This is a genomic window from Chitinophaga sp. 9-1-y, from assembly GCF_059511905.2.
This window is the reverse complement of record NZ_CM197955.1, coordinates 2,338,803-2,363,557: the sequence shown is the minus strand read 5'-3', so window position 1 is coordinate 2,363,557 and position 24,755 is coordinate 2,338,803. Positions and strand designations below refer to the sequence as shown.

Genomic DNA, 24,755 nt, shown 5'->3' with positions numbered 1-24,755 from the left:
GATAAACAGATGGTTTTGCTATGAGCATAAACAATAATCATGTCTGATTGTTCACTGATCGGTGACATTTGGTTATCTTGTATAATATATACTTCATTCATGGGATTTATTAAAAATTACAGCAGCATGTTTTGGCTGCTGGGTGGTATAATAGCCGGCAGTATAGCAGGACTGATTTTCAGGGAAAAGGTAGTTATTATTAAGCCAATCGGTGATATTTTTTTGAACCTGTTATTTACGGTCATCATACCACTGGTGTTTTTCAGTATTTCTAATGCCATGGCCCATATAGAGGCCGGGCATAAACTGGGAAAAATATTAGGCACCATGTCATTGGTATTTCTCAGTACCATCCTGGTATCCGCTTTTCTGACGATTGTAACAGTATGGATTTTCCCGATTCATCAGCCGGTAGTATTGTCTAAAACCCTGCACCTGGAGCAGCCGGGCAACTGGGGCGACCAACTGAGCCGGTTACTCACTGTGAATGAGTTTTATGAATTGTTGTCGCGCAAAAACATGTTGCCTTTCATCATTTTTTCCGGTCTTGTTGGATTTGCCGCTATGCGTGTAGGCGAGGCAGGCAAAGCTTTCCGGCACTTTTTACATTCCGGTAATGAGGTGATGAAAGAAGTACTGGGTGTTATTATGAAAATAGGCCCCGTAGGGTTGGGTGCTTATTTTGCTTACCAGGTGGGCACAGTAGGCCCACAACTGTTTGGCACCTACGCGCAATCACTTGGTATTTACTATGGCTTCGGCATTGTTTATTTCATTTTTGGTTTCACGTTTTATGCGTTTGTAGCCGGGGGACTTCCGGGTATTAAAATCTTCTGGAAAAATAATATCATCCCTACGCTCACCGCTGTGGGCACGGGTAGCAGCATAGCCACCATACCCGCTAATCTTGAAGCGGTGAGCAAAATGGGGGTACCGGCAGATATTGGTAATGTGGTGGTACCATTGGGCGCCACCCTTCATAAAGATGGCTCCAGTATTTCTTCTATTATAAAAATGGCGGTTGTATTCAGTATGTTTGGCAGAAGCTTCGACAGCGCTACGGTGATTGCGATGGCGATGGGCGTTACCGTTATAGCCAGCATTGTGGAAGGCGGTATTCCCAATGGCGGCTACATTGGCGAGCTGCTCGTGATGAGCATCTATGGCTTTCCTATAGAAGCCTTGCCTCCGTTGATGATCATCGGCACGCTGGTAGATCCGCTGGCCACTATCCTGAATGCTACAGGCGATAATGTAGCAGCCATGCTTACAACACGCTTTCTGCGTGGACGGGCGCAGGCAGCTTCGTAAAGGCCTGTTCTAAATCTGCCAGCAGGTCAACGGTTTCTTCCAGTCCTACGGAGAGGCGGATCAGGCTATCGCTTACGCCCGCAGCCCTTCTCTTTTCAGCAGGAATAGATTTATGGGTCATCGCAGCCGGATGGCATAATAAACTTTTGATACCTCCCAGGCTCTCTGCCAGCTTAAAGTAGCGGGTAGACGTTACAAAAGCAGTAGCGGCTTCCGTAGTATCATTTTTCAGTGTAAAGGAGATAATACCTCCAAATCCTTTACTCTGGCGTTTCGCCAGTTCATGACCTTTATGGGAAGGTAAGCCCGGATAATATACTTTATCCACTGCCGGATGACCTTCCAGGTATTCCGCCAGCGCCTGTGCATTGATACCATGTTGTTTAATGCGCAGGTGCAGGGTTTCAATACCACGTATCAATAAAAAGCTGTCGAAAGGCCCGAGTATGGCCCCTGTGGCATTTTGATAGAATTTAATTTCTTCTCCCAACGGTATTGTTTTGGAGACCACCACACCGGCAATCAGGTCACTGTGGCCGCCGAGATATTTGGTAGCGCTGTGTACCACCAGGTCTGCGCCCAGTTCCAGCGGCTTTTGCAGGATAGGAGACGCAAAAGTATTATCCACGCAGAACAAACAGTTATGTGCTTTGGCAATGCGGCCAATGGCGGCAATATCAGAGATCTTGAGCGTAGGATTGGTCGGCGTTTCCAGCCATATCAGGCGGGTAGCCGGTGTGATGGCATTGAATACGGCCTGCGTATCCGAAGTATCAACGTACGTGACGCGGATACCAAACTTCTCATATACTTTATGAAAGAGGCGGAAAGCGCCGCCATAGATATCGTCTACCGCCACAATTTCATCGCCGGATTTCAATAATTTAATGACAGCATCAATGGCTGCCAACCCGCTACCAAAAAGGGATGCAGCGGCCCCTCCTTCCAGTTGAGCGATAATTTTTTCTGCCGTTTCGCGGGTAGGATTATTGGAACGTGCATAGTCGTATCCTTTATTTACACCGGGTGCGTCCTGCACAAAAGTAGACGTTTGATAAATAGGTACTGCAATAGCGCCAGTGCGGGGATCTACGGGAATAGAATGGATTAATTCTGTAATTGTGCTCATCTGTTTTTGATTTTTAGTTTGATGAAAATTGATTAAACAGGTCCGTTAAATGAGCGTATCGCGGGAAGGTAGGGGCATAAAAAAACTCACCTGGAGCCAGATGAGTTTGATCATTATATAGATATAATAATGTATTGCAAAACTTGTATCTGACTTATCTTTCCCCGCTAAAAACGGGGATGGATGCAGCACCTTTCTCCCCGCTTTTAGCGGGGGGATGGTTGCTAAGGTATCGTTGGGCCATGTCCCTCCTCCTTTCTTGATAAGCTATTTAAAGAACTGGTGCAAAGATAAGGCAGAAAATCAAACCACCAAATTTATTTTCCTACAAAATTAGTAGACTATTGTTTCTTTAGTTTTTATGGGAGATAAATACCTCCCGGCAGCCCGCGTATCAAGGATCTAATGGATCGAGCGGATTAGCCTGCAGGGAACGGAGGTCAGGTAAGAACGACAAAAAATAGAGATCCGATTGCTGGATATCTGCCGCAGGCATATATCCCAGTTCTGTAGTACAACGCTGTTTAAACACCGGGCTGTTTACATATACCAGGTGCATGGCATCAGACACGCACAACATTCGTTTATTAACGGGGATGCCGCTTCTCCACGCGATGCGGATGGCATTGCGCACATTGGTGGTGGTGTGTCTCGCGTAAGGATCTACCATTACCGCGTCTGCTGGTATTTTCAGTTCGTTGACCAGGTATTTCTTCATCTCCACCCCTTCTGCATAAGCGGTGCCTACCGGTCTTACATGTCCGCCGGAAACAATGATAAATGGTGCCAGGCCTTTACGGAACAATTCTGCGCCGGCGCGGCAGCGTCCTTTACCCGCGTCGCTGATCACCTCTTTGCCTGCAGGGCTGGCGCCGAGTATGAGCATGGCCGAATAGGTATACTTTGTCCAGTCCGTTTTTTTTATTTGCGTATATGCTTCTGCGTTAGTAGCAGACATAGGTTCATAGCGACCGGCTTCGTCGCGGCGATTGAGAACGAGCAGGTCCAGCGCCAATGCCAGGGATGGCTGGAAAAATAAATAAACCTGTTGCTGCTGCTTCCCTATTTGCGTGATACTTCGTTGTACGGCGGTTTTATAAGAAGGAGCCTGCACATAAAACCTTGCCGAGTCAATCATGGGATAGCGCATACCGCTGCCATTCGTATAGGCGTTAATGATATAGTTAACCCCTTCGGCGGCATCTTTCCAGGCAGCCGTAAGCAGCCCGGCGTCACTTTCGGAGGCATGTAGTTCAAATAGCCCGCTGGCACGCATTTCCTGCAGCAGCCTTCCAAAAGGTGCAGGGTGTTGTTGCAACAACCGGTTAAGAGCCTCACCAGTTTGCTGAATAACGGCATCCGAAAATAAAAGTGCGGGGGCATTTTCCCCTTTACCCACGGGATGGGTTATACGCTGTTTATAGGTATCTGCCAGCGATTTAAGGACGCTGTCTTTACACAGCAATAACGGTAAGTCGGGCAATCGTTCCAACAGTGTAAACAGGTAAAAATTACGGTCCTGCAATACGTTTGGGCCGGTTACAAACTTATACTGCGGATCCGGGTTTACTGATTGACTGTAAACAAATGGTGATAATGCAAGGAAGAGCAAACAGGTAAGACAACTTTTCAGATAGTGCATCAGGGAAAAATTATATCGCAACAATACTACAAAAAATAATAAAGGCCTTCGTTCCCTTTAAAGTTGTCTTGTATACCGAAACTAAAACAGGGACTACCTGTATAGCCATCTTTCAATACATAAAAAAATATAATGTATGAATTACCACAATACATATATAATTCAGAAGTGTACAAATACCCATATCATTGTTTTACATTGATTATCCATTAGTTACGCCCAATAAATTCATTTATTTTCGTGGGCCGTATAACGAAATACGAAGCCAACGTCCAATTTTAATATCACGATGTATAGAACCCACGAGAAAAAAACCTTTGTACGCTATACTGTACTAACGATAATGGTTTTGGTGCTGATGACATTTTTTATGATCATCTTTTTACGAAAACGCGAATCTCAACAGTTAGGTATTGTTGTGAAGGACCTTGTTGCCACAAAAACAGATGCCGGTCATATTGACCTGGCCATGCAGTTGTTATATGGCGCTGATAACAATTTTCGTATTTATACGCTCACCTACGATAAACATTATCTAAATATCTATGCAGGTCAGCTGCAGGCGATTGCCGCGCACCTGGACAGCGCCGTTAGCTCCCGGCAGGATGAACGGCAGATGGACGCCCTACTCGCGGATAAAGCCCGGAAATCACAACTGTTCTTACAAACACGGCTATACGTAGATTCCCTGTTACAATTATCACAGGTATGGGATACCGCCAACCAACCACTGCCCATGCAGCAGTTAGGCGATATCAAAATATCGCAGCCGATACGGCAGGCCGATACGTTGATTACTACGGAAACGGCGCAGACCAAAGGCCGGAAAAAATTGTTCGGCCGCATCAAAGATGCCATCAGCAACAAGCCCAATATCCAGCAAACAAAAAAGGAAGTAAAAATTGTGCAGTATGATGCCCCTGCCAATAACAAAGCATTTACCAAAGAGCAGCTACAAAGAATACAGGACGCCTATACGAAGTTTATCAAAAAGGCGGCAGAAAGCCATAATAACCTGAAGCAGAAAGAATATGCGCTGGTAATTGCCAATGAGCGCTTATTTACAGAACTGCTTCATCAAATGGCAGCGCTGAAGCAGCATATGCTGGAGGAAACAGATAAACGACGCCTGCAACTGGGACAAGATATTGACCATTCGTTATATAAACTGGATAAGCATAATTACTGGGAAATTCCTTTAATCCTGCTAATGGCGGGCATTATCATTTATGGTCTTATTCGCTTATACCGGTATGAGCTGGCCCTGTTGAAAGCCAAGCAGGATGCCGAACACTTTGCGCAACAGAAAAGTGATTTTGCCGCCACTATCAGCCATGAACTCCGTACTCCGGTACAGTCCATCCTGGGCTTTACCTACCTGCTGGAACAGGATAAAACGCCCGAAACGGTATCGGCTATACGCCATTCGGCGGACCTGCTGCTGCAGGTAGTGAATAACGTGCTGGATTACACGCGGATGGAAACAGCAGAACCGGTACTGCGACAGGAAAAATTTGCGCCCCGTACTGCTATCGAAGAAGTATGTCATTCACTGGCCGTGCAGGCGGAAATGAAATCGCTTTCTTTAATCGTGAACATCTATTTTCCCAGCACCCTGCTGGTGATGGGTGATGCCTTCCGGCTTAAACAGGTACTGATTAACCTGGTGGCCAACGCCATTAAATTTACGGAACAGGGCAGCGTTACAGTAACAGCGCATGTGCGGGAGAATAACTTGTTGCAGGTCAGTGTAAAAGATACCGGGCCGGGTATTTCCCATAAAGAATTACCTTTGGTGTTCGACGCTTTCTCCCAGGGAAATAATCATTATCATAAAGGCAGTGGATTAGGATTACATATTTCCAGGAAAATCATTGATCTTCACAAAGGAAAAATCAATGTAGAGAGTCTTCCCGGGAAAGGCACGACATTCTATTTTGAAATCAGGTACCAGTTGATAACACCCTCTCCTGCTACCAAAAAAATTATTGTCCCCGTGAACAGTTCATCCGCAAGCCCCATTATTCCAGCGGGCATTAGATTGTTAGTGGTAGAAGACAGCATCCTGAATCAGAAGCTACTGGCCCTTATGCTGGACCGGATGCAGGCATCTTACCTGATTGTTTCTTCCGCCGAAGAGGCGTTGGAAGTATACCAGCGGGAATCCTTTGATTTTGTGCTGACAGACATCGACTTACCGGGTATTGATGGCCTGATGCTGACTGCCATGATCCGGGAATTACCCGATAAAAAGAAGGCTGCCGTGACCATTATTGCCATTACGGGTAATGTGTTGGAAGATGATATTGCGCTGTACCTCCGCTCCGGCCTAAATGATTACATCATGAAGCCTTACCGGGAAGAAGACATCCTGGAGAAAATTACCCGCCATCATCAAATGGTGTAAATTGCGGCATGACCATCGCCGATCAGATTATTGCATTCAACAGCCACCTGCATTTTCCGGGCAAACTGCCGGCAGGTATCCGTGTCATGAATCCTTTTAAGGAAGGCCCCGGCATTATGGATATCATGACACAGTTTTACAAAAAATTTTATGATGATCAACGCCCCCGGCAGCTGATCCTGGGCATTAATCCCGGGCGACTGGGCTCTGGTTCCACCGGTGTTCCCTTTACCGATACCAAAAGAATGCTGGATAAGTGTGGTATCGAAATTAAAGGGCTGAAAACCCATGAACCCTCCTCCGTATTTGTTTATGATGTAATAGACGCCTATGGCGGCGTAAAACCCTTTTATCAACACTTTTATATCAGCAGTATTTGTCCGCTTGGATTTACGGCATTACAGGCTGGCGGGAAAGAAGTGAATTATAATTATTACGATAGTGCCGCGCTCACCAAAGCTGCCTATCCTTTTATTGTGAGTAGCTTAAAAGAGCAGTTGGAATGGAATATCAGTCGTGAGGTTTGTTACTGTATGGGTACGGGAAAAAATGCAGCATTTCTGCAGGCATTAAATGCACAGGAGCGATTCTTCAAAACAATTGTGCCATTGGAGCATCCGCGGTTTGTGATGCAGTATAAAAGCAAAACCAAGGACCAGTACGTTGATAAATACCTGTCGGCTTTTGCGGAACATCCATAACCACGCTTTGTGGATTTTTTACGCTGTTTGCATGGCAATCTGATCGGCGATACTGTTGAGTAAACCCATTTCGAAACGATGGCCGTTGTCTGTAGCGCCTGGTGCACGTACATATCCGTCTTCATCTTTCTCCATCATAACTTCCTCTCCATTTACATCTACCAGGAAGCGTTCGGCGGAACTGGGCTTTACATAAAAGCGACCTCCGGATGTTTTAATCATGAAAGCGTTCATAAGATCTTTTTCCAGATCTTCAGCAAATCACGGACCAGCTATGTCAGGACAAAAAATAATAATATTGATTCCAGATCAGTTCAAATTCCGCCTGCGTAATCAGTTCAGGAACAAATTGTTTATCGCCGCTGATATCGGCTATTTCAGGCATTACGAGGTCTGACAGCGCGGTGCCGCCAAAATGAAAATTACAATTGGCGATCCCGAAGCTTCCATCTTCATAGATTTCTATCTTCCGGTTTTCAAAACGCTGATTGTCAATTTCACTATACAGGAATATTGGCTGATCTTCAAAGCGATGCAGCCATGAAATTTTCAGGTATTCCATGCCTATACTTTTACCAAACGGCAGTCCCACGTATCTGTTGGTTTTTCAGTGGGCGAATCCGGCGTCACGACGCCCGTTATCTGGTAAATATTTCCTTCCTCGTGTAACCGGTCCCCTATCTGAGGTGTGAGATCCTCTTTAAACCTGATAGTGGCAATGATACCAAAGGATTTGTAACTGTGAATTTTTACAATATTCGCAGATCTTACGGGCAACAAGTATTCAGACTTCTTGCGATTGTGACTCCGGTAAAGGGAGAACATCAGCCATAATGCCAGGGCAAACAGGCTAAGTAGCAGCAGATTCACGGCTTTAATTAGGTTTAGGTGATATAATCTTTCAATGGTTAAAGCGTACCTCCCGTTGGCTTGGTGAGGCAGTATAACAATATAGCGATTTTAATATATGTAAACAAATTTTTTTGAGCGGAAAGCATAAAGCGGAAAGCAAAAAGCTATTTTAGCGGATAATCAGAGCGGATTTTGTCTTTTTCAGGATTAGGCTGATTATACTGATTTTATTTTTTGATTAAGAAAGGAAAGGGGAGATAGCAGCGGATATCCGCTATTATCTCCCCTTTCCTTTTAAATCTTTAAAGATAAAATCGATCTAATCAGTATAATCAGCCTAATCCTGAAAAAGACAAAATCCGCTCTGATTATCCGCTAAAACGGCTTTCCGCTTTATGCTTTCACCTCATTGAACACCATTAAAGGATCATCATACTTGAAGGGGTATTGCAGTGCATACCTGAGTTTACGGGAACTGACTATTTTGTAGGGCTGCTCTTCTGCTGGTAGCTTGCGGGGTAATGGTACCCCCATTGCCAGTGCGGCGGCTTTATAATAGTTGGATCGCTGCGGATGTCCGCTGGCGCAAGCGTTGAACACTTCTCCCCAGATTTCTTTTTCAATGACGGCCTGGATAACGCCAATACAATCGTCCCGGTGTATGACATTCATAGGTTGCTCATTGTTCCGTTTGCCCTCGCGGATACGATTGGCATCGGGCAGGCGATCGTAACCAATCAGCCCCCCGAAACGCAGGATGGTCGTTTCAAAGCGGGTGGCCATGAGCAGTTGTTTTTCGGCAGCCCGTAAAGCAAGTCCATTTGGGGTTTCAGGCAACTCCTGGCTTTCCTCTGTGACTAGTCCGTTGACATCCGCATATACAGAAGTAGAACTAATGAATATTACTTTGGTGATGGGCGTGGTTTCCAGGAAACTGCTCAACAGGGCTATTTCTTCCACATGTGCTTCCGCCCCCCTTTCTTTGCGGGGAGGAATATTGATGATGAGTATATCTGCGTCCCAGAACGCATCGGGGCCGGTGAGAACGTCTGTAGATAAAATAACTTCATAGGCTTCCAGGCCCAGGGCGGTGAGTTCTGCCACGCCGGCGGCAGAAGTTCTGGCTCCCTTTACCCGGTAGCCTGCTTCCTGGAGATGAAGCGCCAAAGGCTTACCCAGCCAACCACAACTTAAAATACTAATCTTCGTTTGCTTCGTGTGCATATTAAAACTTTACCATGACCTAACCACTTCCTTACTATATCCGTAATAAAACGCCGTTTGGATTTTACCGGGTTATATTCTATCCCCCTGACAGGTGTGCGGAAAGCGCCGGCGCGAAGTTATAGTATCGGGACTATTGTTGGGCATGCCAAAGCAGGTAATATTTTATGGATGCAATACAAATAATCATAACGAAAGTAACGGCATGGTTGATATATATGACTTTGCTGAATTCTTCGTGCTCAATATCCCTTTCATTTTCGCCGATAAAAGGTTTGTGTACCAACTCGCCTCCGTAGGTATTGGGTCCGCCGAAGCGGCAGTCGAGAATACCTGCCAATGCGGCTTCCGGGTAGGCGGAGTTAGGGCTGGCATGTGCTGAACCATAGCGGATCATGAAATGCCAGGCACGGCTGCTGCCGTACAATAAAATCATGAGTAATGCGGTGATGCGTGCCGGGATATAATTTGCCACGTCATCGAGCCGGGCGGCGAAACGGCCAAAATACCGATACTGCTCATTTTTATAGCCGATCATTGAATCAAGCGTATTGATCATTTTATACAACATCATCCCGGGTAAACCGAGTATCGCATAAAAGCAAAGCGGCGCTATTACGCCGTCGCTCAGGTTTTCTGACATAGATTCCAGTACGGCTATACGAATTTGCTGTGGTGATAACTGCGCCGTGTCGCGGCCTACAATCCATGATAGTCGCTCACGCCCTGCTTCTACCCCATTTTTGTGCAGGATATCGAATACTGCTTTACCTTCCTGCAACAGGCTTTTATTAGCCAGTGCAAAGAACACAAAAATGCTGCTGAAAGCGTACCAGGCCACTGGCCATTGTTCCAGCCCCCGTTGGGTAAAGTAGAAAAAACAAAAAGCGGCGGTACACAAGAGAATCGTGAGTAAAGCGCCCTTCCAAAAACGGGCAGCTCCCCTGTTCAGCCATTGGGTACCTTTGCGGATCAGTGTACCATACAGCTTTACCGGGTGAGGCCAGCTACGTGGATCTCCCAGTAATAAATCAGCGGCATATCCTAACAGTAACGGCAATACGAATTTTAATACAGGCTCCATTGGCGCAATGCGGTAATCAGTAATGTATTATCGGCGGAACTTTGACAGGCCACGCGGCAATGTCCCTGTTCCAGTCCGTAAAAATTAGAGGCATCCCGGATAAGGATACCATGGTTTTCCATCAGCCATGCTTTCAGCGAAGCCGCGGTTCCTGTCAGTGTTTCGAACAGAAAAAAATGTGTATGCGTACGCGATACCTTAAACTCCGGCATTTTACGGATACCTTCCCAGAAATGAAAGGTATCCTGTAATAAGGATTCTTTTGATAAAGCAAATTGTGTTGGATGTTCCAGGATGTAATAGCCCGCTTCCAGCGCCAGGCTGTTGACTGACCAGGGCATTCTGTAGGCACGTACACGGTCCAGCAGCTGCTTTCTGCCGGCAATATACCCCAGGCGTAAACCGGGAATACAGCAGCTTTTTGTGAGCGAACGGAGCACCAGTACATTAGGTAAGCGGTGCAAGTATGGCAGCATAGTAGCCGTAGCCAACGTAAATTCTATATAGGCTTCATCGATAACAAATATGGTGTGTTTATTCCGTTGAACCAGGTTTTGCAAAGCATGATCATCCAACGCCTGCCCCGTTGGATTGTTGGGGTTGCAAAGAAAAACCATATCTGTATTGAAGCTGGTATCCGGCGTTAGTTTATCCCACAACAGGTATTGTACCTGGTGACGGTACAGTTTGCAGGCATCCGCATATTCTGCGAAGGTAGGTGCAACGATGGTCACCGTAGCACCGGCAAAAGCCTGTGCTACCAGGTAAATCGCTTCCGTGCCGCCATTAGTGACCAGGATGCTGCCTGCGGGAAGGCCTGCCTGCTTTTCCAGCATGCCCTGCAATTTTTGGGCCCCCGCATCGGGATAATGATCTATGCCACCAATCTTATTGCCAAGATGAGTTTTCAGTCCTGCCTGCAGACCACCATACCACACATTAGAGCTGAAGTCCGCTTTAACGGGTTGGTCAAACAGGTAGCCATCGTCGCCGTGTCCTTGTATCATAAGATCCTAATATTATAATTCCAGTGCCTTATAAACAGCTGAAATGTCAAGATGTTCACGAATATGTGTGGCCAGTTTGTTATATTGTTCTTCTTTGAAACTTTTATAGTCAAATTCCTTTACTGCTGCGGGTTTACCACATTGTGCCAACAGATCGCTGACAATAATATCGTTATCGAGGATCCCATGCAAATAAGTACCCCAGCACCTGGAATGAAGGAAATAGCCATCGGTGGCGCCAGTGGTCAGTTCATTGAGCGGAGCAGGCTGCCGGGCAGTAGTTTCTCCCATATGAATTTCATATCCTTCGCAAATTTTTTCTTTCCCCCGGTAGCGGAAGCTACGTTGTTGTGTCGTTTTTTCACGGGTAAGGACGGTGGTTACCGGTAATAATCCCAGCCCGGGAATGCTGCCCACAGGGCCTTCTACGCCGAACGGATCCGCTATCTCCTCACCCATCATCTGGTAGCCACCACAAATACCGATGACTACTTTATTTCGTTTATACGCTTCCGTTATAGCGGCCGCGGTACCATTATTTTTAATGGCCACTAAATCGCTGATGGTGTTTTTACTGCCGGGAATGATAATAATATCAGCAGCGGTAATTTCAGCGGGATTATCGGTATAAAAAATGTGGACGCGCCCGTCTTTCTCCAGCGCGTTGAAGTCCGTAAAGTTAGACATATGCCGCAATAAAACTACGGCAATATTGATGCGACCGGCCATGTGCTGTTTATGCTTCAGCGAGCCGGCTACGGAATCTTCTTCTTCAATATGGATATCGTGATAATAGGGCAGCACACCTGTAACCGGTACACCGGTGAGGCTTTCCAGCTGTTTGCGCCCGTCTTCAAACAGGCGGATATCGCCGCGGAATTTGTTGATGATGATACCTTTGATCAGTGCTTTTTCTTCCGGTGGTAACAGCGCGATGGTACCATATACGCTACCGAAAATACCGCCGCGGTCAATATCTGCAATGAGGTATACAGCAGCGCCTGCGTGTAGGGCGATACGCATGTTCGTGATATCGCGGTTCCGGAGATTGAGTTCAGAGATACTACCGGCGCCTTCCATCACAATAGGATTATAGCGTCCGGCAAGCCGGTTAAAGGATTGTTTTACTTCTTCAAATAAGGCGTGCTTATCCTTCTCCATAAAATATTCCCAGGCTGACTGGGTACCGGCAGGTTTGCCATGTAAAACCAATTGCGCGCGCTGATCGCTGGTAGGCTTCAGTAGCACCGGGTTCATATCTGTATGAGCAGGAACACCCGCTGCTTCTGCCTGAACGGCCTGTGCACGGCCTATTTCCAGTCCATCGGGTGTAGCATAGCTGTTGAGCGACATATTCTGCGCCTTGAAAGGGGCCGGCGTATATCCATCCTGCCTGAAAATACGGCAAAACCCGGCGGTAATCACGCTCTTTCCCACGTCGGAAGCGGTACCCACAAACATGACTGGCCGAAGTTGTTTCATATGCATCTCGTCGTTAAGTGGGACGAAGATATATAAAGAAGCAGAAAGCTTAAAGCAGAAAGCAAAAAGCGATTGGAGCGAATGAACTAAAGCGAATGTAATATTCGCCGTCATCATTCGCTCCAATCGCTTTTTGCTTTCTGCTTTAAGCTTTCTGCTTACTTAAACTGATCGTCGCTTAACCCGCCGTTAACGGTAGCAGTTTTCAGTCGCAGGTTAGTATTATATCCGCCCATGTTGGTCTCCATTTTGAATGGAAACTGGATACCACTTACTTCGCGATAATCGCTGTAATCGACGGTACCTTCTGTGCCACCGCCTTCTTGTCCGGCGAGTGTTACTGCGCGTACTTTCAGGCCTGTTTTAGCATCGTAATAGTTACGAAATAATGCACCACTGGGGGTTGCAATGTTCACCACATAGGCAGGGGAACCATTCACATCTTCCGTTACCGGTGCCAGTTCCAGCTTGGCATTGTACTCCGGTGCTGCAAAGTAAAGTTCAGGAAACAGCAGGTATTTATCTTTCTGGATCGCTTTCTCTGTTGCGGAAAGCGGCATTTCCTTTCCGGCGTTCATCATGGTGATATTATTACCATTTATCACCAGCTTCATAGCCGTCAGATTTGCGATAGGAATAAATACCTGCACTAATGCCTTATCGGGTTGTTTGTGTTTCATGGTAAATTCCAATGCTGTGCCGGCTACTTCCCCCTCTTCGAGCAGCGCAACGTCTTTTACGGCTTTCAGTTTATCGGCGCCGCCAATGGCATCAATGTACTTTTTCAGTATAGTCGTGGCCGTAGTACCGGCAGGTACCGGCTGACCGGCATCCGCTTTCCAGTTGTTATTGGAAGGATTGATATCCGGGAAGTTACCCAATGGATCAATCAGTACGCTGCTGAGTTTAACGGTAGACGGGTAGTGGAATGTCCAGGAGGAACCACGTTGCCATACTTCAACCGGGAGGCGTACGGTATCTGATTTACCATTTACGTCTTTGATGGCAATTACTACCGGCATTGGCAATTGTTCCAGGTTCTGGACGGTAATCATAGCACCTTGTGCCGGATCACCTTTTACGTATTGTACCCCTTTCACACCCTGATCCAGTTTCCAGGTGTTAAAGAACCAACCCCGCCAGAACCAGGCCAGGTCTTCACCGGAAGCATTTTCCATGGTACGGAAAAAGTCCCATGGCGTAGGGTGCTTAAATGCCCAGCGTTTAATGTATTCACGGAAAGCGTAATCAAAACGTTCTGGTCCGAGGATTTGATCGCGGAGCAAGCTCAGTCCCATACCGGGTTTGAAGTAAGCGGCGATGCCGAGGTAGCCCATGTCGAGTACATCGGGGGTATTTAAAATAGATTCTGCTTTATTGGAGAACAACATTGGTGCAATTCGCTGTGCCGGCTGTGGCACTTTGAATTCTCCTTTGTTGAATGCAGCCGTAGAGATACCATTGATGAAGGTGTTGAAGCCTTCATCCATCCAGGCATATTTACGTTCGTTGGAGCCAACGATCATCGGGAACCAGTTGTGGCCGAATTCGTGATCGGTTACGCCCCACAGGCCTCCTTTAGTGGATTTCCAGGAGCAGAACACGATACCGGGATATTCCATCCCTCCTACCGTACCTGCTACGTTGGTAGCTACCGGGTAAGTATATACGTACCACTGTTTAGAGTAGTGTTCGATACAGCCTTTTACAAATTCGGTGGATCTGCCCCAGGCGCTGTTGCCGGCAACTTCTACCGGGTAGAGTGACATCGCCAGGGATTTCTTTCCACCGGGTAAATTAATACGGGCAGCATCCCAGATAAAGGCGGCAGAAGCGCCCCAGGCTACGTCGCGGGAGTTCTGGCATACGAAATGCCAGGTGCGGTTACCTTTTGCGGTGCCGGTATTAATTTCAGAGCTGTCGCGGATAAACACGGTTTCATCACTGTTGCGTGCTTTCGCCAGGCGGCTGATTTCCTTCGGCGTTAACACCTGTGCTTCATTCACCAGTTGACCGGAGCCACTCAGCACCATGTTGGCAGGAGCGGTAATATTATAATCGAAGTTGCCATACTCCAGGTAAAACTCTGAAGCGCCCATGTAGGGAATATTATTCCATCCGAGAATGTCGTCATATACAGCCATACGTGGATACCATTGCGCAATTTCGTATATCCATCCGTTAGCGGTGCGTAAACGGGAGGTACGGTCGGTACCATATTCCGGAACGGTGTAAGCGTATTCGATTTTGATCTGCAGTGAGGTGCCCGATTTCATGGCATCGGCCAGTTTAATCTGCATGCGGGTATCGTTCACCAGGTAGTTGGCGGCGATGGTTTTGCCGTTACTGATGAGGCTAACTGTTTTAAGCTCAAAGCCCTGGGTGTAAGTTTTATTCGCGAATCGATCGCCGGAAACGGCTACGGTAGCGGACCCACGGGAGTCTTCCCGGTATATATTCTGATCCAGCTGCAACCATAAAAAGGGTAGTTGATCCGGGCTGTTGTTTTTATAGGTAATAACCACGGTACCACTGATCCGGTGTTGTAAAGTATCCAGGGTTACGTCTAACTTGTAATCGGCACCATTTTGCCAGTATTTTGGGCCTGGTTGTCCGCCGGCACTGCGGAATTCATTACCAGGGGCCGGGTAAAACAATGGAGCAAACGCCTCATGTTGGTCATATTTAGACGTCGTTTGTGCTGCTCCCTGCTGTATCCCGCCACATAGTAACATGGCTGCGATAGCATAGATTTTGTTGCGTTTCATCGGAAGAGATTAGATTATGATAAATCGAATATATCAAAAAAAGCATAAAGCGTAAAGCAGAAAGCAAAAAGCTATTGGGGCGAATGACCATTGCGGAATTATATACGCTTTGATCATTCGCCCCAATAGCTTTTTGCTTTCTGCTTTACGCTTTATGCTCTTTCTTTACTTGTCTTAGCCGGAAAGCGAAAGCAATGCTGAGTACACCGGTAGCCCAGAAGGCGGTGGCCATGAGTCCGAGGATGGCGGCAACACCCAGGGCCGGGTTATCGAGTATAACGATGGCAATGATAATTAAAAGAATTCCTCCCACCAGCAACCAGCCCCAGTTGGGGATTCTTTCGGTTTGCAGCTGAATAGAAAAGCCAATGAGGCTGATCCCCTTGAACATAAACCAGAAAGCCAGGAACAACGGGAGTACCGCCATACTGATAGCGGGATAGCCAATCAGGATACCACCTATCACCACATCTACCATCCCGGAAGCCAGCGACCATCCCCAACCCGTATGGGACGAGCGGTTGCTGAGCGCAAAAGCGATTTCAAAAATACCCGTTACAAATAATGTGACACTAAAAAAAATACTTAGCAACACATAGCTGCTGAAAGGATTGGAGAAAACAATGAAACCGGCAACCAGGAAGATAATCCCGTTAAGCAGATAGAGCCACCAATACTTCACGTTATTACGAATAGCTGAGATGATTTGTGACATAATCGTTACTTTAATGTTAATAAAGCGTAGTAGTATGTTTCCTCTAACACCTTCTATCGCAAAAAGTTCGGCGGAATTTCATTCACGGAAAAACGGATGAAAGCACATAACTTTGTCAAAATGATTAAAATCATAGTTTAAACAAAAGACGGAAATTATCTTTGCGGAATGAATAAGGCGATCAAGCAAGACAGAAAACCACCTAATTGGTGGCATCAGGCAGACTTCATGGGCATACACGCTGTGCCTCTATTAGCTTTTTTTACCGGCACAACAGCATTTGACTGGATCTTATGTGGCGTATTGTATGTGATCCGTATGTTTTTTGTGACAGCGGGTTATCATCGTTATTTCTCGCATCGCGCCTTTAAAACGTCGAGATTCTTCCAGTTTATCCTTGCTGGTGGTGCGCAGAGCAGCTTGCAGAAAGGCGCTTTATGGTGGTCGGCTAATCACCGTATCCATCACAAACATAGTGACACCCCTGAAGACCCGCATTCAGCGAATGTTTACGGCTTCTGGTATGCACATATTGGCTGGATCATGGGACCAGAATACAAACCTACCCGTTTTGACCTGATCAAGGATCACAAAGCCAAAGAATTGTTATGGCTGAACAAATGGCATATGGTGCCTGCTGTGATACTGGCAATAGCCGTTTATTTTGTGGGTAACAAAGTAAATGGTACCGGTTGGTTCGACTGGCATGCAGGGTTATCTACCTTACTGATCGGGTTCTTCCTGAGTACGGTGATATTGTACCATGGCACGTTCACCATCAACTCTCTCATGCATAAAATTGGTAATAAAAGATATTATACCGGAGATGAATCCCGCAACAGTGCTATCCTGGCATTGATTACTTTGGGAGAAGGCTGGCATAACAACCACCACTATTATCAGAGTGCGGCCAGACAAGGCTTCTACTGGTGGGAATTTGATATCACTTACTATGTTATCAAAACGTTAGGCCTCCTCGGAATTGTATGGGAAATACGTCCGGTACCTCCGAAACTGAAGAACAGCAATAAGCTTACACAGCTGGCTGCTGAACGCATTCCGGTAGAAGAGGCGCACTAAAACCAAGAGCAGAAAGCATAAAGCAGAAAGCAAAAAGCTATTGAGGCGAATATGACCCGCTACAATAGCTTTTTGCTTTCTGCTTTATGCTTTCTGCTTTTCCCTTTTATTTTTTATCTTGTCTCCCTAAAATTCAGCATTCCATGCAATACGCTCCAGCAGCCAACAGATATGATCATATGACCTATAACCGTTGCGGTAAGAGTGGCATTCAGCTACCGGCCGTTTCACTGGGATTATGGCACAACTTCGGTTCTATCGACAATTTTGAAAATGGACGTAGTATTATCCGCCATGCATTCGACAAAGGGATTACCCATTTCGACCTGGCCAACAACTATGGCCCGTTGCCCGGTAGTGCAGAAGAAAATTTCGGTCGCGTCCTGAAACAGGATTTTACCGGTCATCTTCGTGATGAACTGATTATTTCCACCAAAGCCGGTTATACCATGTGGCCTGGCCCTTATGGCGACTGGGGCTCCCGCAAATACCTTGTTTCCAGCCTGGATCAGAGTTTACGCCGTATGCAGCTGGACTATGTAGACATCTTCTATTCCCACCGCCCGGATCCTTCCACGCCTATAGAAGAAACCATGGGTGCACTGCACAGCATTGTGCAACAGGGAAAGGCATTATACGTAGGACTTTCCAACTATACCGCCGAACAAACCAGTACTGCCGTGGCTGTGTTGAAATCACTGGGAACACCCTGCCTGATTCATCAGCCCAAATACAGTATGTTTGAACGTTGGGTAGAAAATGGCTTACTGGATGTACTGGAAGCAAATGGCGTGGGTTGTATTCCTTTCTCTCCCCTGGCGCAGGGCTTACTGACGGATCGTTACCTGAATGGTATTCCGGCCGGTTCACGTGCCAGCAAGCCAAGTGGCTTTTTACAGGAAGGAGATGTAACGCCGGCAAAAATTGAAAAGGTGAAAAAATTAAACCAGCTGGCGCAACAACGCGGACAATCGCTTGCCCAGATGGCGCTGGCCTGGATCCTGAAAGACAAACGTATTACCACAGTATTAATTGGCGCCAGCTCTGTAGCACAGCTGGATAATAACCTGGATACGTTAAAAAATACTGCTTTTACGAAAGAAGAACTGGATGCCATTGAAACCATCCTGAAATAATTTCCGGACGTGCAAAGATGCTACCTGCGCATCTTTGCACGTTCATATTGTATAGGCCATTTTATTTCGGCCTGTAATGTGTGGGCCGCATGTAAGGGGAAATAAGGGTTTCTCAGTAGTTCCCTGGCCATGAGTACCATATCTGCACGTCCTTCTGCAATAATATCTTCTGCTTCTTCGGCAGTAGTGATCAGTCCTACCGCACCTGTGGCGATGCCCGCTTCCTTTTTTACCTTTTCTGCAAACGGCGTTTGATATAACGGGCCGGGTTTGATTTGCTGATGTGCCGCAAGGCCGCCGGAGGAACAATCTACCAGGTCTACCCCATTTTCTTTCAGGATCCTGGCCAGTTGCACCGATTCTTCGGGATTCCAGCCACCTTCTGCCCAGTCGGTAACGGAAATTCTGACCAATAACGGATATTGCTCCGGCCATACTGCACGCACGGTGGTCACTACTTCCAGCAGGAGGCGTATCCTGTTATCAAAACTGCCGCCATATTCATCGGTGCGATGGTTGCTGAGCGGGGATAAAAAGCTGTGCAGCAGGTACCCGTGCGCTGCATGTAACTCCACCACTTCAAAACCGGCCTGTAAGGCACGAATAGTAGCCGCTTTAAAATCTTTTACCACCTGGCGTATGCCCGTTTCCGTCAATGCTTCCGGTAATGGGTATACGTCGTTGAACGGAATGGCGCTGGGCGCCACCACCTGCCAGCCGCCAGCGGCGGCCGGGAGCGTACCACTGCCTTCCCAGGGCCTGAGGGTACTGGCTTTCCGGCCGGCATGCGCCAGCTGAATACCAGGAACCGCGCCCTGCGCGGCAATAAAGGCTGTGATGCGTTGCAGCATAGGAATATGTTCATCTTTCCAGATACCCAGGTCATGGATGGAAATGCGTCCTTCCGGCGACACGGCGGCAGCCTCCGTGAGCACCAGCCCGGCCCCTCCTACTGCCCTCGTTCCAAGGTGTACCAGGTGCCAGTCGTTCGCAAAACCATCCTCCGATGAATACTCACACATAGGGGATACCGCGATGCGATTCCGGAATTCAACTTTTCTCAGTGAAAAAGGACTGAACAAATGCGACATAATCCATTGCTTTTAAGTTCGTTAAAATTAAGCATAAATCGTATAGCGAAAACATAATATTCAAGTACTTATCTATCCCGGAAAAATACCCGGAAATGCTTAATTTTAAAGCCTTATACCTATTATTACGATGCATCTGTTCCCTGTCATGCGCAACGTTGTTGGAGCCCTGTTGCTATTTCTGTTTACCAATTTCTTTAACACTCCTGGCGCCTATGCGCAACAGAAAGCTGATTTTTCTGCCACGGTAGTCAGTGACTGTGAATCCGTAAGCACTACATTCAGTGACTTATCTACCGGCACACCGGTGGCCTGGCAGTGGGATTTCGGTAACGGTAATACCAGTACGAAAAAGAAGCCGGCAGCCACCTATGTAAAAGTAGGCAGCTATACGGTGACGCTGAAAGTGACCTATGCAGACGGAAGTACCCAAACCAGCACAAAACCAGACTACATCCACGTAAGAGCCAAGCCTACGGTTGATTTCAGTGTATCCTCCGCCAAAGGTTGTGTGCCTTTCACCCCTACCTTTACAGACAAATCCAAACCCGGCGACGGCAACCTGCAGAGCTATAGCTGGGATTTTGGTGATGGAGGCGCCGCTGAAAATGCATCCAGCACGGTTACACATAATTATACCGTACCAGGTGTATATAGTGTGCTCCTCACCGTTACCAACAGTTACGGCTGTACGAATTTCAAAGTGATGGACAAAGCTGTGGACGTTGCAGCCGCGTTAAATGCGGACTTCACCGTAGCAGATAAAATGCTTTGTAAAGCACCGGTAGATGTATTGTTTACCAATACTTCTTCCGGCGCCGGCACCCTGGGCTACAAATGGGAGTTTGATGACGGTGGCAGCAGTACCGCCAAAGATCCGGGGAAACATAACTTCACCACCAAAGGCACCCACAGCATCAAACTCACGGTAAGCAATGAAAGAGGTTGTACTGCCGTAAAAACGGTCAACGATATTAACGTTGCCAATTATACCACCACGCTATCGGCGCCTACCCTTTCCTGTACGGGTCAATATGCCAGCTTTCTGGCCAATTTTACTCCTGTACAACCACAAAGCACTACCTGGGAAGTAAATGGGCAACCTACCTGGGGATATAACAATACCTACGCTTACGTTCCCACCACCGCTGGCCCCGCAAAAATAAAAGTAACCGCAATGTTTGGAAACTGTGTGGATGTAGTAGAGAAAACAATTGATGTAAAACAAACACCATCAGTAGCCATTGTCACCGATAATAAACCCATTTGTAACGTACCGGCCACCGTTTCTTTCACTGGCAATACTACCTATGCGGACAGTTGGACCTGGAGCTTTGGGGATGGCCAATCTTCTACCCAGCAGAGTCCGACGCATGTGTATAACCAGGAAGGGATGTTTTACATTACCATGGAGAGTAAAAACAAGGAGGGTTGCGCGGCCAGCACTACAGCCAATCTATATATATTCAAAACAACCGTCACTGCTTATGCCTCCAATTATACTGGTTGCGAAGGTTTGGCCGCTTCTTTTGTTGCTGGTATCAGCAGTACTGACAAGATAAAAACATTCCTGTGGAATTTCGGTGATGGCAGCACCTCCACGGAGGAGTCGCCTACTCATACTTATCCGAATGCAGGCAATTACCAGGTTACCTTAAAATATACTACCGCTAACGGCTGTACGGGTACCACCACTGTACCCGCCAGCATATGGGTATATAAAAAGCCTACACCGGATTTCAGCTCTCCTAACGCCCCTACAGTATGCGGTAACTCCACCACTTCTTTCATCGGCACATCAGACGTAGGAGATAACTGGTACTGGAATTTTGGCGATCCTTTTACCGGGTCTGGTCAGAACACATCGCATAGTTACCTGGAGCCGGGAACCTATGATATCACCTTAACAGTCACCAACGGTACCTGTCCTAACACAATTACGAAGAAAGCCTACATTACTACCGTGAATCCTTTCCCCAGATTTACCGTCAACCCGGTAAACTGCGACAATCGTATGACCGTTAGCGTTACAGAGAACTCCCTTGGCGCTACCAGCTGGAAATGGAGCTGGGGAGATGGAAAAGATACCAGCTATACTGCGCATAGTGATGTGGTAACACATACCTATGCCAAATCCGGTACTTATACGATACAACTCACCACTTCCGATGGTCATTGTACTACCTATCTTAGCGGCCAGGTAAGAATCATAGCTCCTTCTCCCGTAACTATCACCAGCGATAAAACAGTACTCTGTAGTAACGAAACAGTTACCGGGCGTGTAACACAGGAAGATGTGAGTATACACAGCACCTATCCTTATCATTGGACGATGGACGGCGGCGATAACTGGTGGTATAATTACACTAACACTATCACCTACTCCAATTTAACCCCTGGCAAGCATTCCCTCGGTTTAAAAATCATAGACCAACTGGGTTGTCCCAATCCCAGCAACAATATAGATCTTACAATACGCGGTCCGCTAGCAGACTATAACCTGCCCTCACAAATAGAATGTAAAGGGACCGAACTTACCTTTACTGATAATACCGATCTGACAAACAGTAGCGGCATTAAAAAATGGGCATGGAATTTTGGCGACAACACTTCCCTTCAAACCTTTACCAGCCCGCCATTTAAGCATACCTACGCCACCGCAGGAAATTATGTAGCTACGCTTACCGTTACCGATAAAGACGGCTGCGTCAATACTTTTGGCGGTAAATACCTCCAGGTAAATGGGCCGGTAGCGGATTTTAACGCCGATGCGTATGTAGTCCAACCCGGCAGCCCGGTGAACTTCTGGAACGCATCCTCCGAATTTGGTGGCACTATTACCAACTTTAAATGGGAGATGGGAGATGGCACCAGTTCTAACGAGTGGTATTCCGTTACACATCAATACCCCGACAAAGGCGTATACCCTGTAACCCTGAAGATGACAGATGACAACGGCTGTACCGATTCAAAAACCAAAACCATCAAAGTATCTGCTGTAGGCGCAGGTTTTACTTATACCAGCTCTTTTGTAAACGGAGGCAATTGTGCGCCCATGATTTTCCGTTTTAACAATACCTCCATCAACTACAACACCTGTTCATGGGACTTCGGAGATGGCGCCACATCCGACCAGGCCTTTCCCGTACATACCTTTACCGAGGCCGGGCACTACAAAGTAACGCTGAAGGTAAAAGGTATTGCTGATTCAGAAGATGAATACAGCGAGGTAGTAGTGGTAAAGGGGCCTTATGCCACCATTACTACCAGTGCCGAAGGGGGATGCCTGGAAAAAGAAATATCGTTTACGGTGAAGCCGGAAAATGCCACTTCATTTAGCTGGGATTTTGCAGATGGTGATGTAGAAGAAACAGACAAATTGAATATCACCCACCGTTTTACCGACCCGGGTATTTACAAGCCGCGGTTGTTGCTGAAAGATGATGCCGGCTGTAAAGGCCAGGCCTTCCTGGATCATCCGATTGTAATAGATCAACTGGATATTAAGCTCAACCCCAATCCGGCAAAGATATGCGGAGAAGGCACTTTAACTTTTGCACCTGCGTTTAACAGCTACTCAGTGGATGAGTTGAATATACCTCCCACCTTCACCTGGACCTATGATCCGGCACTGACGGCCAAAAATACCAACACCACTACACCTGAGTTTTACCTCGATAAAGCGGGCACTTACCCCTTTGGACTTACCGCTACCACCAAATATGGATGTACCCAAACCGTGGAGGTACCGTACAACGTATACCCACAACCGTTAGCATCTATCAGTGGATTACCGGAAGTATGTAAAGATGCACCCATCAGCTTTGAAGGCAAGGTTAGTCCGGCGACCGATGTTACCTGGGACTGGGAATTCGGTAACGGCAAAACCGGCACGAAACAACAACCGGCAGCGCAAACCTACTCCCAGTCTGGCAATGCAGTGGTAACGCTGACCGTAACCAGCAAAGACGGCTGTATCGACAAAACCACCCATGCCCTGACGGTATTGCCTTTACCGGATATTAAGGCCAGTGCGCCGGCAGAATTTATTTGCCTGAATAACACGACCCTCTTACATGCCGGCGGTGGCGTAAACTACGAGTGGACGCCCGCAGCGGGCCTCAGTGATCCTACCATTCCGAATCCTGTTGCCGCGCCAACAGTGACTACTACCTACCAGGTAAAGGTTACGGACAACAAGGGCTGCGTAAATACCGACCAGGTAAAAATCAGGGTTGTACAACCGTTCACCATTCACGCTACGCCGGATACCATACTCTGTTTGGGCGATCCGTTGAAACTGCGCGTTTGGGGTGCTGATTATTATCTGTGGCGTGGGTTTGGACTGGATAAACCTAACTCCCCTACGCCCCTTGCCATGTTAAAACGTACTGGCCGGTTCACGTATGATGTAACCGGGTATGATAAAGACAACTGCTTTTCTGACCAGACTTCGGTGACCGTAAATGTAAACCCCACCCCTATCGTCAACGCTGGCATTGATCGGCAAACCATGGCCGGGGTGCCGGTATTTCTTACCAGCAACAACAGTAATGACGTGATCCGCTGGACCTGGACTCCACCGGAATACCTGGATTGTTCCGGTTGTCAGCGGGTACAGGCACTACCTAACCTCAGCACCCTTTACAAGGTGGAGGTAGAAAACGTATATGGCTGCAAGGCATCAGACGACGTGATGGTACATGTACTTTGCCAGCAGAGCGCCATCTTTATGCCGAATGCATTTACACCCAATCACGATGGTAAAAACGAACGGATTTACCCCAAAGGGAAAGGCGTAAAAGAAGTAGAATGGCTGCGTATCTACGACCGATGGGGCACCCTGGTGTTTGAAAGAACACACTTCCCCGTGAACGTACCTTCCGCAGGATGGGATGGGCGCAGCAATAACCGCGAAGCGCCGTTGGGTACCTATATCTACTCCATGCAAACCGTGTGTGAAAGTGGAGAAAAATTTGAGTTTAAAGGAAATATTACTTTAATAAAATAATTCACTTTACAGGAAGGGGTCTCAAAATTACTTTTGAGACCCTTTTTATTTTATGCCACTGTATCAAAAGCGGACAGTTTTTGTATCAAAAACGGACAAATGGATTCCCTTCAGT

Annotated in this window: 18 protein-coding genes and 1 riboswitch; of the genes, 6 read left to right on the top strand and 12 right to left on the bottom strand. The window is 47.0% G+C overall.

Annotated features, from left to right (window positions below):
• Positions 1–126 precede the first annotated feature (126 nt).
• Positions 127–1,311 (top strand): cation:dicarboxylate symporter family transporter, encoded by a 1,185-nt coding sequence (locus AC5ZC7_RS09410; protein ID WP_496159563.1) that lies wholly within the window; start codon positions 127–129, stop codon positions 1,309–1,311.
• On the opposite strand, the gene AC5ZC7_RS09405 is transcribed toward AC5ZC7_RS09410, so the two are convergent.
• Together AC5ZC7_RS09405 and AC5ZC7_RS09400 are read right to left on the bottom strand one after the other, a co-directional pair.
• Positions 1,268–2,440 carry an aminotransferase class V-fold PLP-dependent enzyme gene (locus AC5ZC7_RS09405; protein ID WP_496159564.1) on the bottom strand — a complete coding sequence of 391 codons (1,173 nt, stop codon included), beginning with the start codon at positions 2,438–2,440 and terminating at the stop codon, positions 1,268–1,270. The genes AC5ZC7_RS09410 and AC5ZC7_RS09405 overlap by 44 nt on opposite strands.
• 151 nt (positions 2,441–2,591) lie before the next feature.
• Positions 2,592–2,709: riboswitch (SAM riboswitch) on the bottom strand.
• Positions 2,710–2,834: 125 nt separating this feature from the next.
• A complete protein-coding gene (locus AC5ZC7_RS09400; protein WP_496159565.1) occupies positions 2,835–4,082 on the bottom strand; it encodes an ElyC/SanA/YdcF family protein in 1,248 nt (415 codons plus the stop codon).
• A 358-nt stretch (positions 4,083–4,440) separates the two neighbouring features.
• Between AC5ZC7_RS09400 and AC5ZC7_RS09395 the strand changes: the two genes are divergently transcribed.
• Both AC5ZC7_RS09395 and AC5ZC7_RS09390 read left to right on the top strand, forming a co-directional pair.
• Complete coding sequence (locus tag AC5ZC7_RS09395; protein WP_496159566.1) at positions 4,441–6,489, top strand: ATP-binding protein; 2,049 nt, start codon at positions 4,441–4,443, stop codon at positions 6,487–6,489.
• Positions 6,490–6,497: 8 nt separating this feature from the next.
• On the top strand, positions 6,498–7,190 hold the full coding sequence (locus AC5ZC7_RS09390) for a uracil-DNA glycosylase family protein (protein ID WP_496159567.1): 693 nt from the start codon (positions 6,498–6,500) through the stop codon (positions 7,188–7,190).
• An 18-nt stretch (positions 7,191–7,208) separates the two neighbouring features.
• Here the strand turns inward: AC5ZC7_RS09390 and AC5ZC7_RS09385 are convergent, their stop codons facing one another.
• From AC5ZC7_RS09385 to AC5ZC7_RS09345, 9 genes are all read right to left on the bottom strand, one after another.
• A complete protein-coding gene (locus AC5ZC7_RS09385) occupies positions 7,209–7,424 on the bottom strand; it encodes a hypothetical protein (RefSeq protein WP_496159568.1) in 216 nt (71 codons plus the stop codon).
• A 43-nt stretch (positions 7,425–7,467) separates the two neighbouring features.
• Positions 7,468–7,752, bottom strand: a complete 285-nt coding sequence (locus tag AC5ZC7_RS09380; RefSeq protein WP_496159569.1) for a DUF6881 domain-containing protein — start codon at positions 7,750–7,752, stop codon at positions 7,468–7,470.
• A gap of 2 nt (positions 7,753–7,754) precedes the next feature.
• The gene (locus AC5ZC7_RS09375; RefSeq protein WP_496159570.1) at positions 7,755–8,060 is read right to left on the bottom strand and encodes a hypothetical protein; all 306 of its coding nucleotides are present in this window, start codon (positions 8,058–8,060) and stop codon (positions 7,755–7,757) included.
• 375 nt (positions 8,061–8,435) lie between these two features.
• Positions 8,436–9,266, bottom strand: coding sequence for an SDR family oxidoreductase (locus tag AC5ZC7_RS09370; RefSeq protein WP_496159571.1), 831 nt, complete (start codon positions 9,264–9,266; stop codon positions 8,436–8,438).
• A gap of 133 nt (positions 9,267–9,399) precedes the next feature.
• Positions 9,400–10,350, bottom strand: a complete 951-nt coding sequence (cbiB, locus tag AC5ZC7_RS09365) for an adenosylcobinamide-phosphate synthase CbiB (RefSeq protein ID WP_496159572.1) — start codon at positions 10,348–10,350, stop codon at positions 9,400–9,402.
• Positions 10,335–11,357: an aminotransferase class I/II-fold pyridoxal phosphate-dependent enzyme gene (locus AC5ZC7_RS09360; RefSeq protein ID WP_496159573.1), complete on the bottom strand. Its 1,023-nt coding sequence runs from the start codon at positions 11,355–11,357 to the stop codon at positions 10,335–10,337. Before AC5ZC7_RS09360 ends, cbiB begins: the two co-directional genes overlap by 16 nt.
• A 12-nt stretch (positions 11,358–11,369) precedes the next feature.
• On the bottom strand, positions 11,370–12,839 hold the full coding sequence (locus AC5ZC7_RS09355) for a cobyric acid synthase (RefSeq protein WP_496159574.1): 1,470 nt from the start codon (positions 12,837–12,839) through the stop codon (positions 11,370–11,372).
• 158 nt (positions 12,840–12,997) lie between these two features.
• Complete coding sequence (locus tag AC5ZC7_RS09350; protein WP_496159575.1) at positions 12,998–15,607, bottom strand: M1 family aminopeptidase; 2,610 nt, start codon at positions 15,605–15,607, stop codon at positions 12,998–13,000.
• Between the two features lie 145 nt (positions 15,608–15,752).
• Positions 15,753–16,322, bottom strand: coding sequence for a DUF308 domain-containing protein (locus tag AC5ZC7_RS09345; protein WP_496159576.1), 570 nt, complete (start codon positions 16,320–16,322; stop codon positions 15,753–15,755).
• A 168-nt stretch (positions 16,323–16,490) separates the two neighbouring features.
• Between AC5ZC7_RS09345 and AC5ZC7_RS09340 the strand changes: the two genes are divergently transcribed.
• The gene (locus AC5ZC7_RS09340; RefSeq protein WP_496159577.1) at positions 16,491–17,402 is read left to right on the top strand and encodes a fatty acid desaturase; all 912 of its coding nucleotides are present in this window, start codon (positions 16,491–16,493) and stop codon (positions 17,400–17,402) included.
• Positions 17,403–17,545: 143 nt separating this feature from the next.
• Positions 17,546–18,538 carry an L-glyceraldehyde 3-phosphate reductase gene (gene mgrA / locus AC5ZC7_RS09335; RefSeq protein ID WP_496159578.1) on the top strand — a complete coding sequence of 331 codons (993 nt, stop codon included), beginning with the start codon at positions 17,546–17,548 and terminating at the stop codon, positions 18,536–18,538.
• Positions 18,539–18,558: 20 nt separating this feature from the next.
• Here the strand turns inward: mgrA and AC5ZC7_RS09330 are convergent, their stop codons facing one another.
• A complete protein-coding gene (locus tag AC5ZC7_RS09330) occupies positions 18,559–19,629 on the bottom strand; it encodes an oxidoreductase (protein ID WP_496159579.1) in 1,071 nt (356 codons plus the stop codon).
• A 148-nt stretch (positions 19,630–19,777) separates the two neighbouring features.
• Here AC5ZC7_RS09330 and AC5ZC7_RS09325 point away from each other — a divergent pair, with 148 nt between their 5' ends.
• Positions 19,778–24,640, top strand: a complete 4,863-nt coding sequence (locus AC5ZC7_RS09325) for a PKD domain-containing protein (RefSeq protein WP_511911470.1) — start codon at positions 19,778–19,780, stop codon at positions 24,638–24,640.
• Positions 24,641–24,755 lie beyond the last annotated feature (115 nt).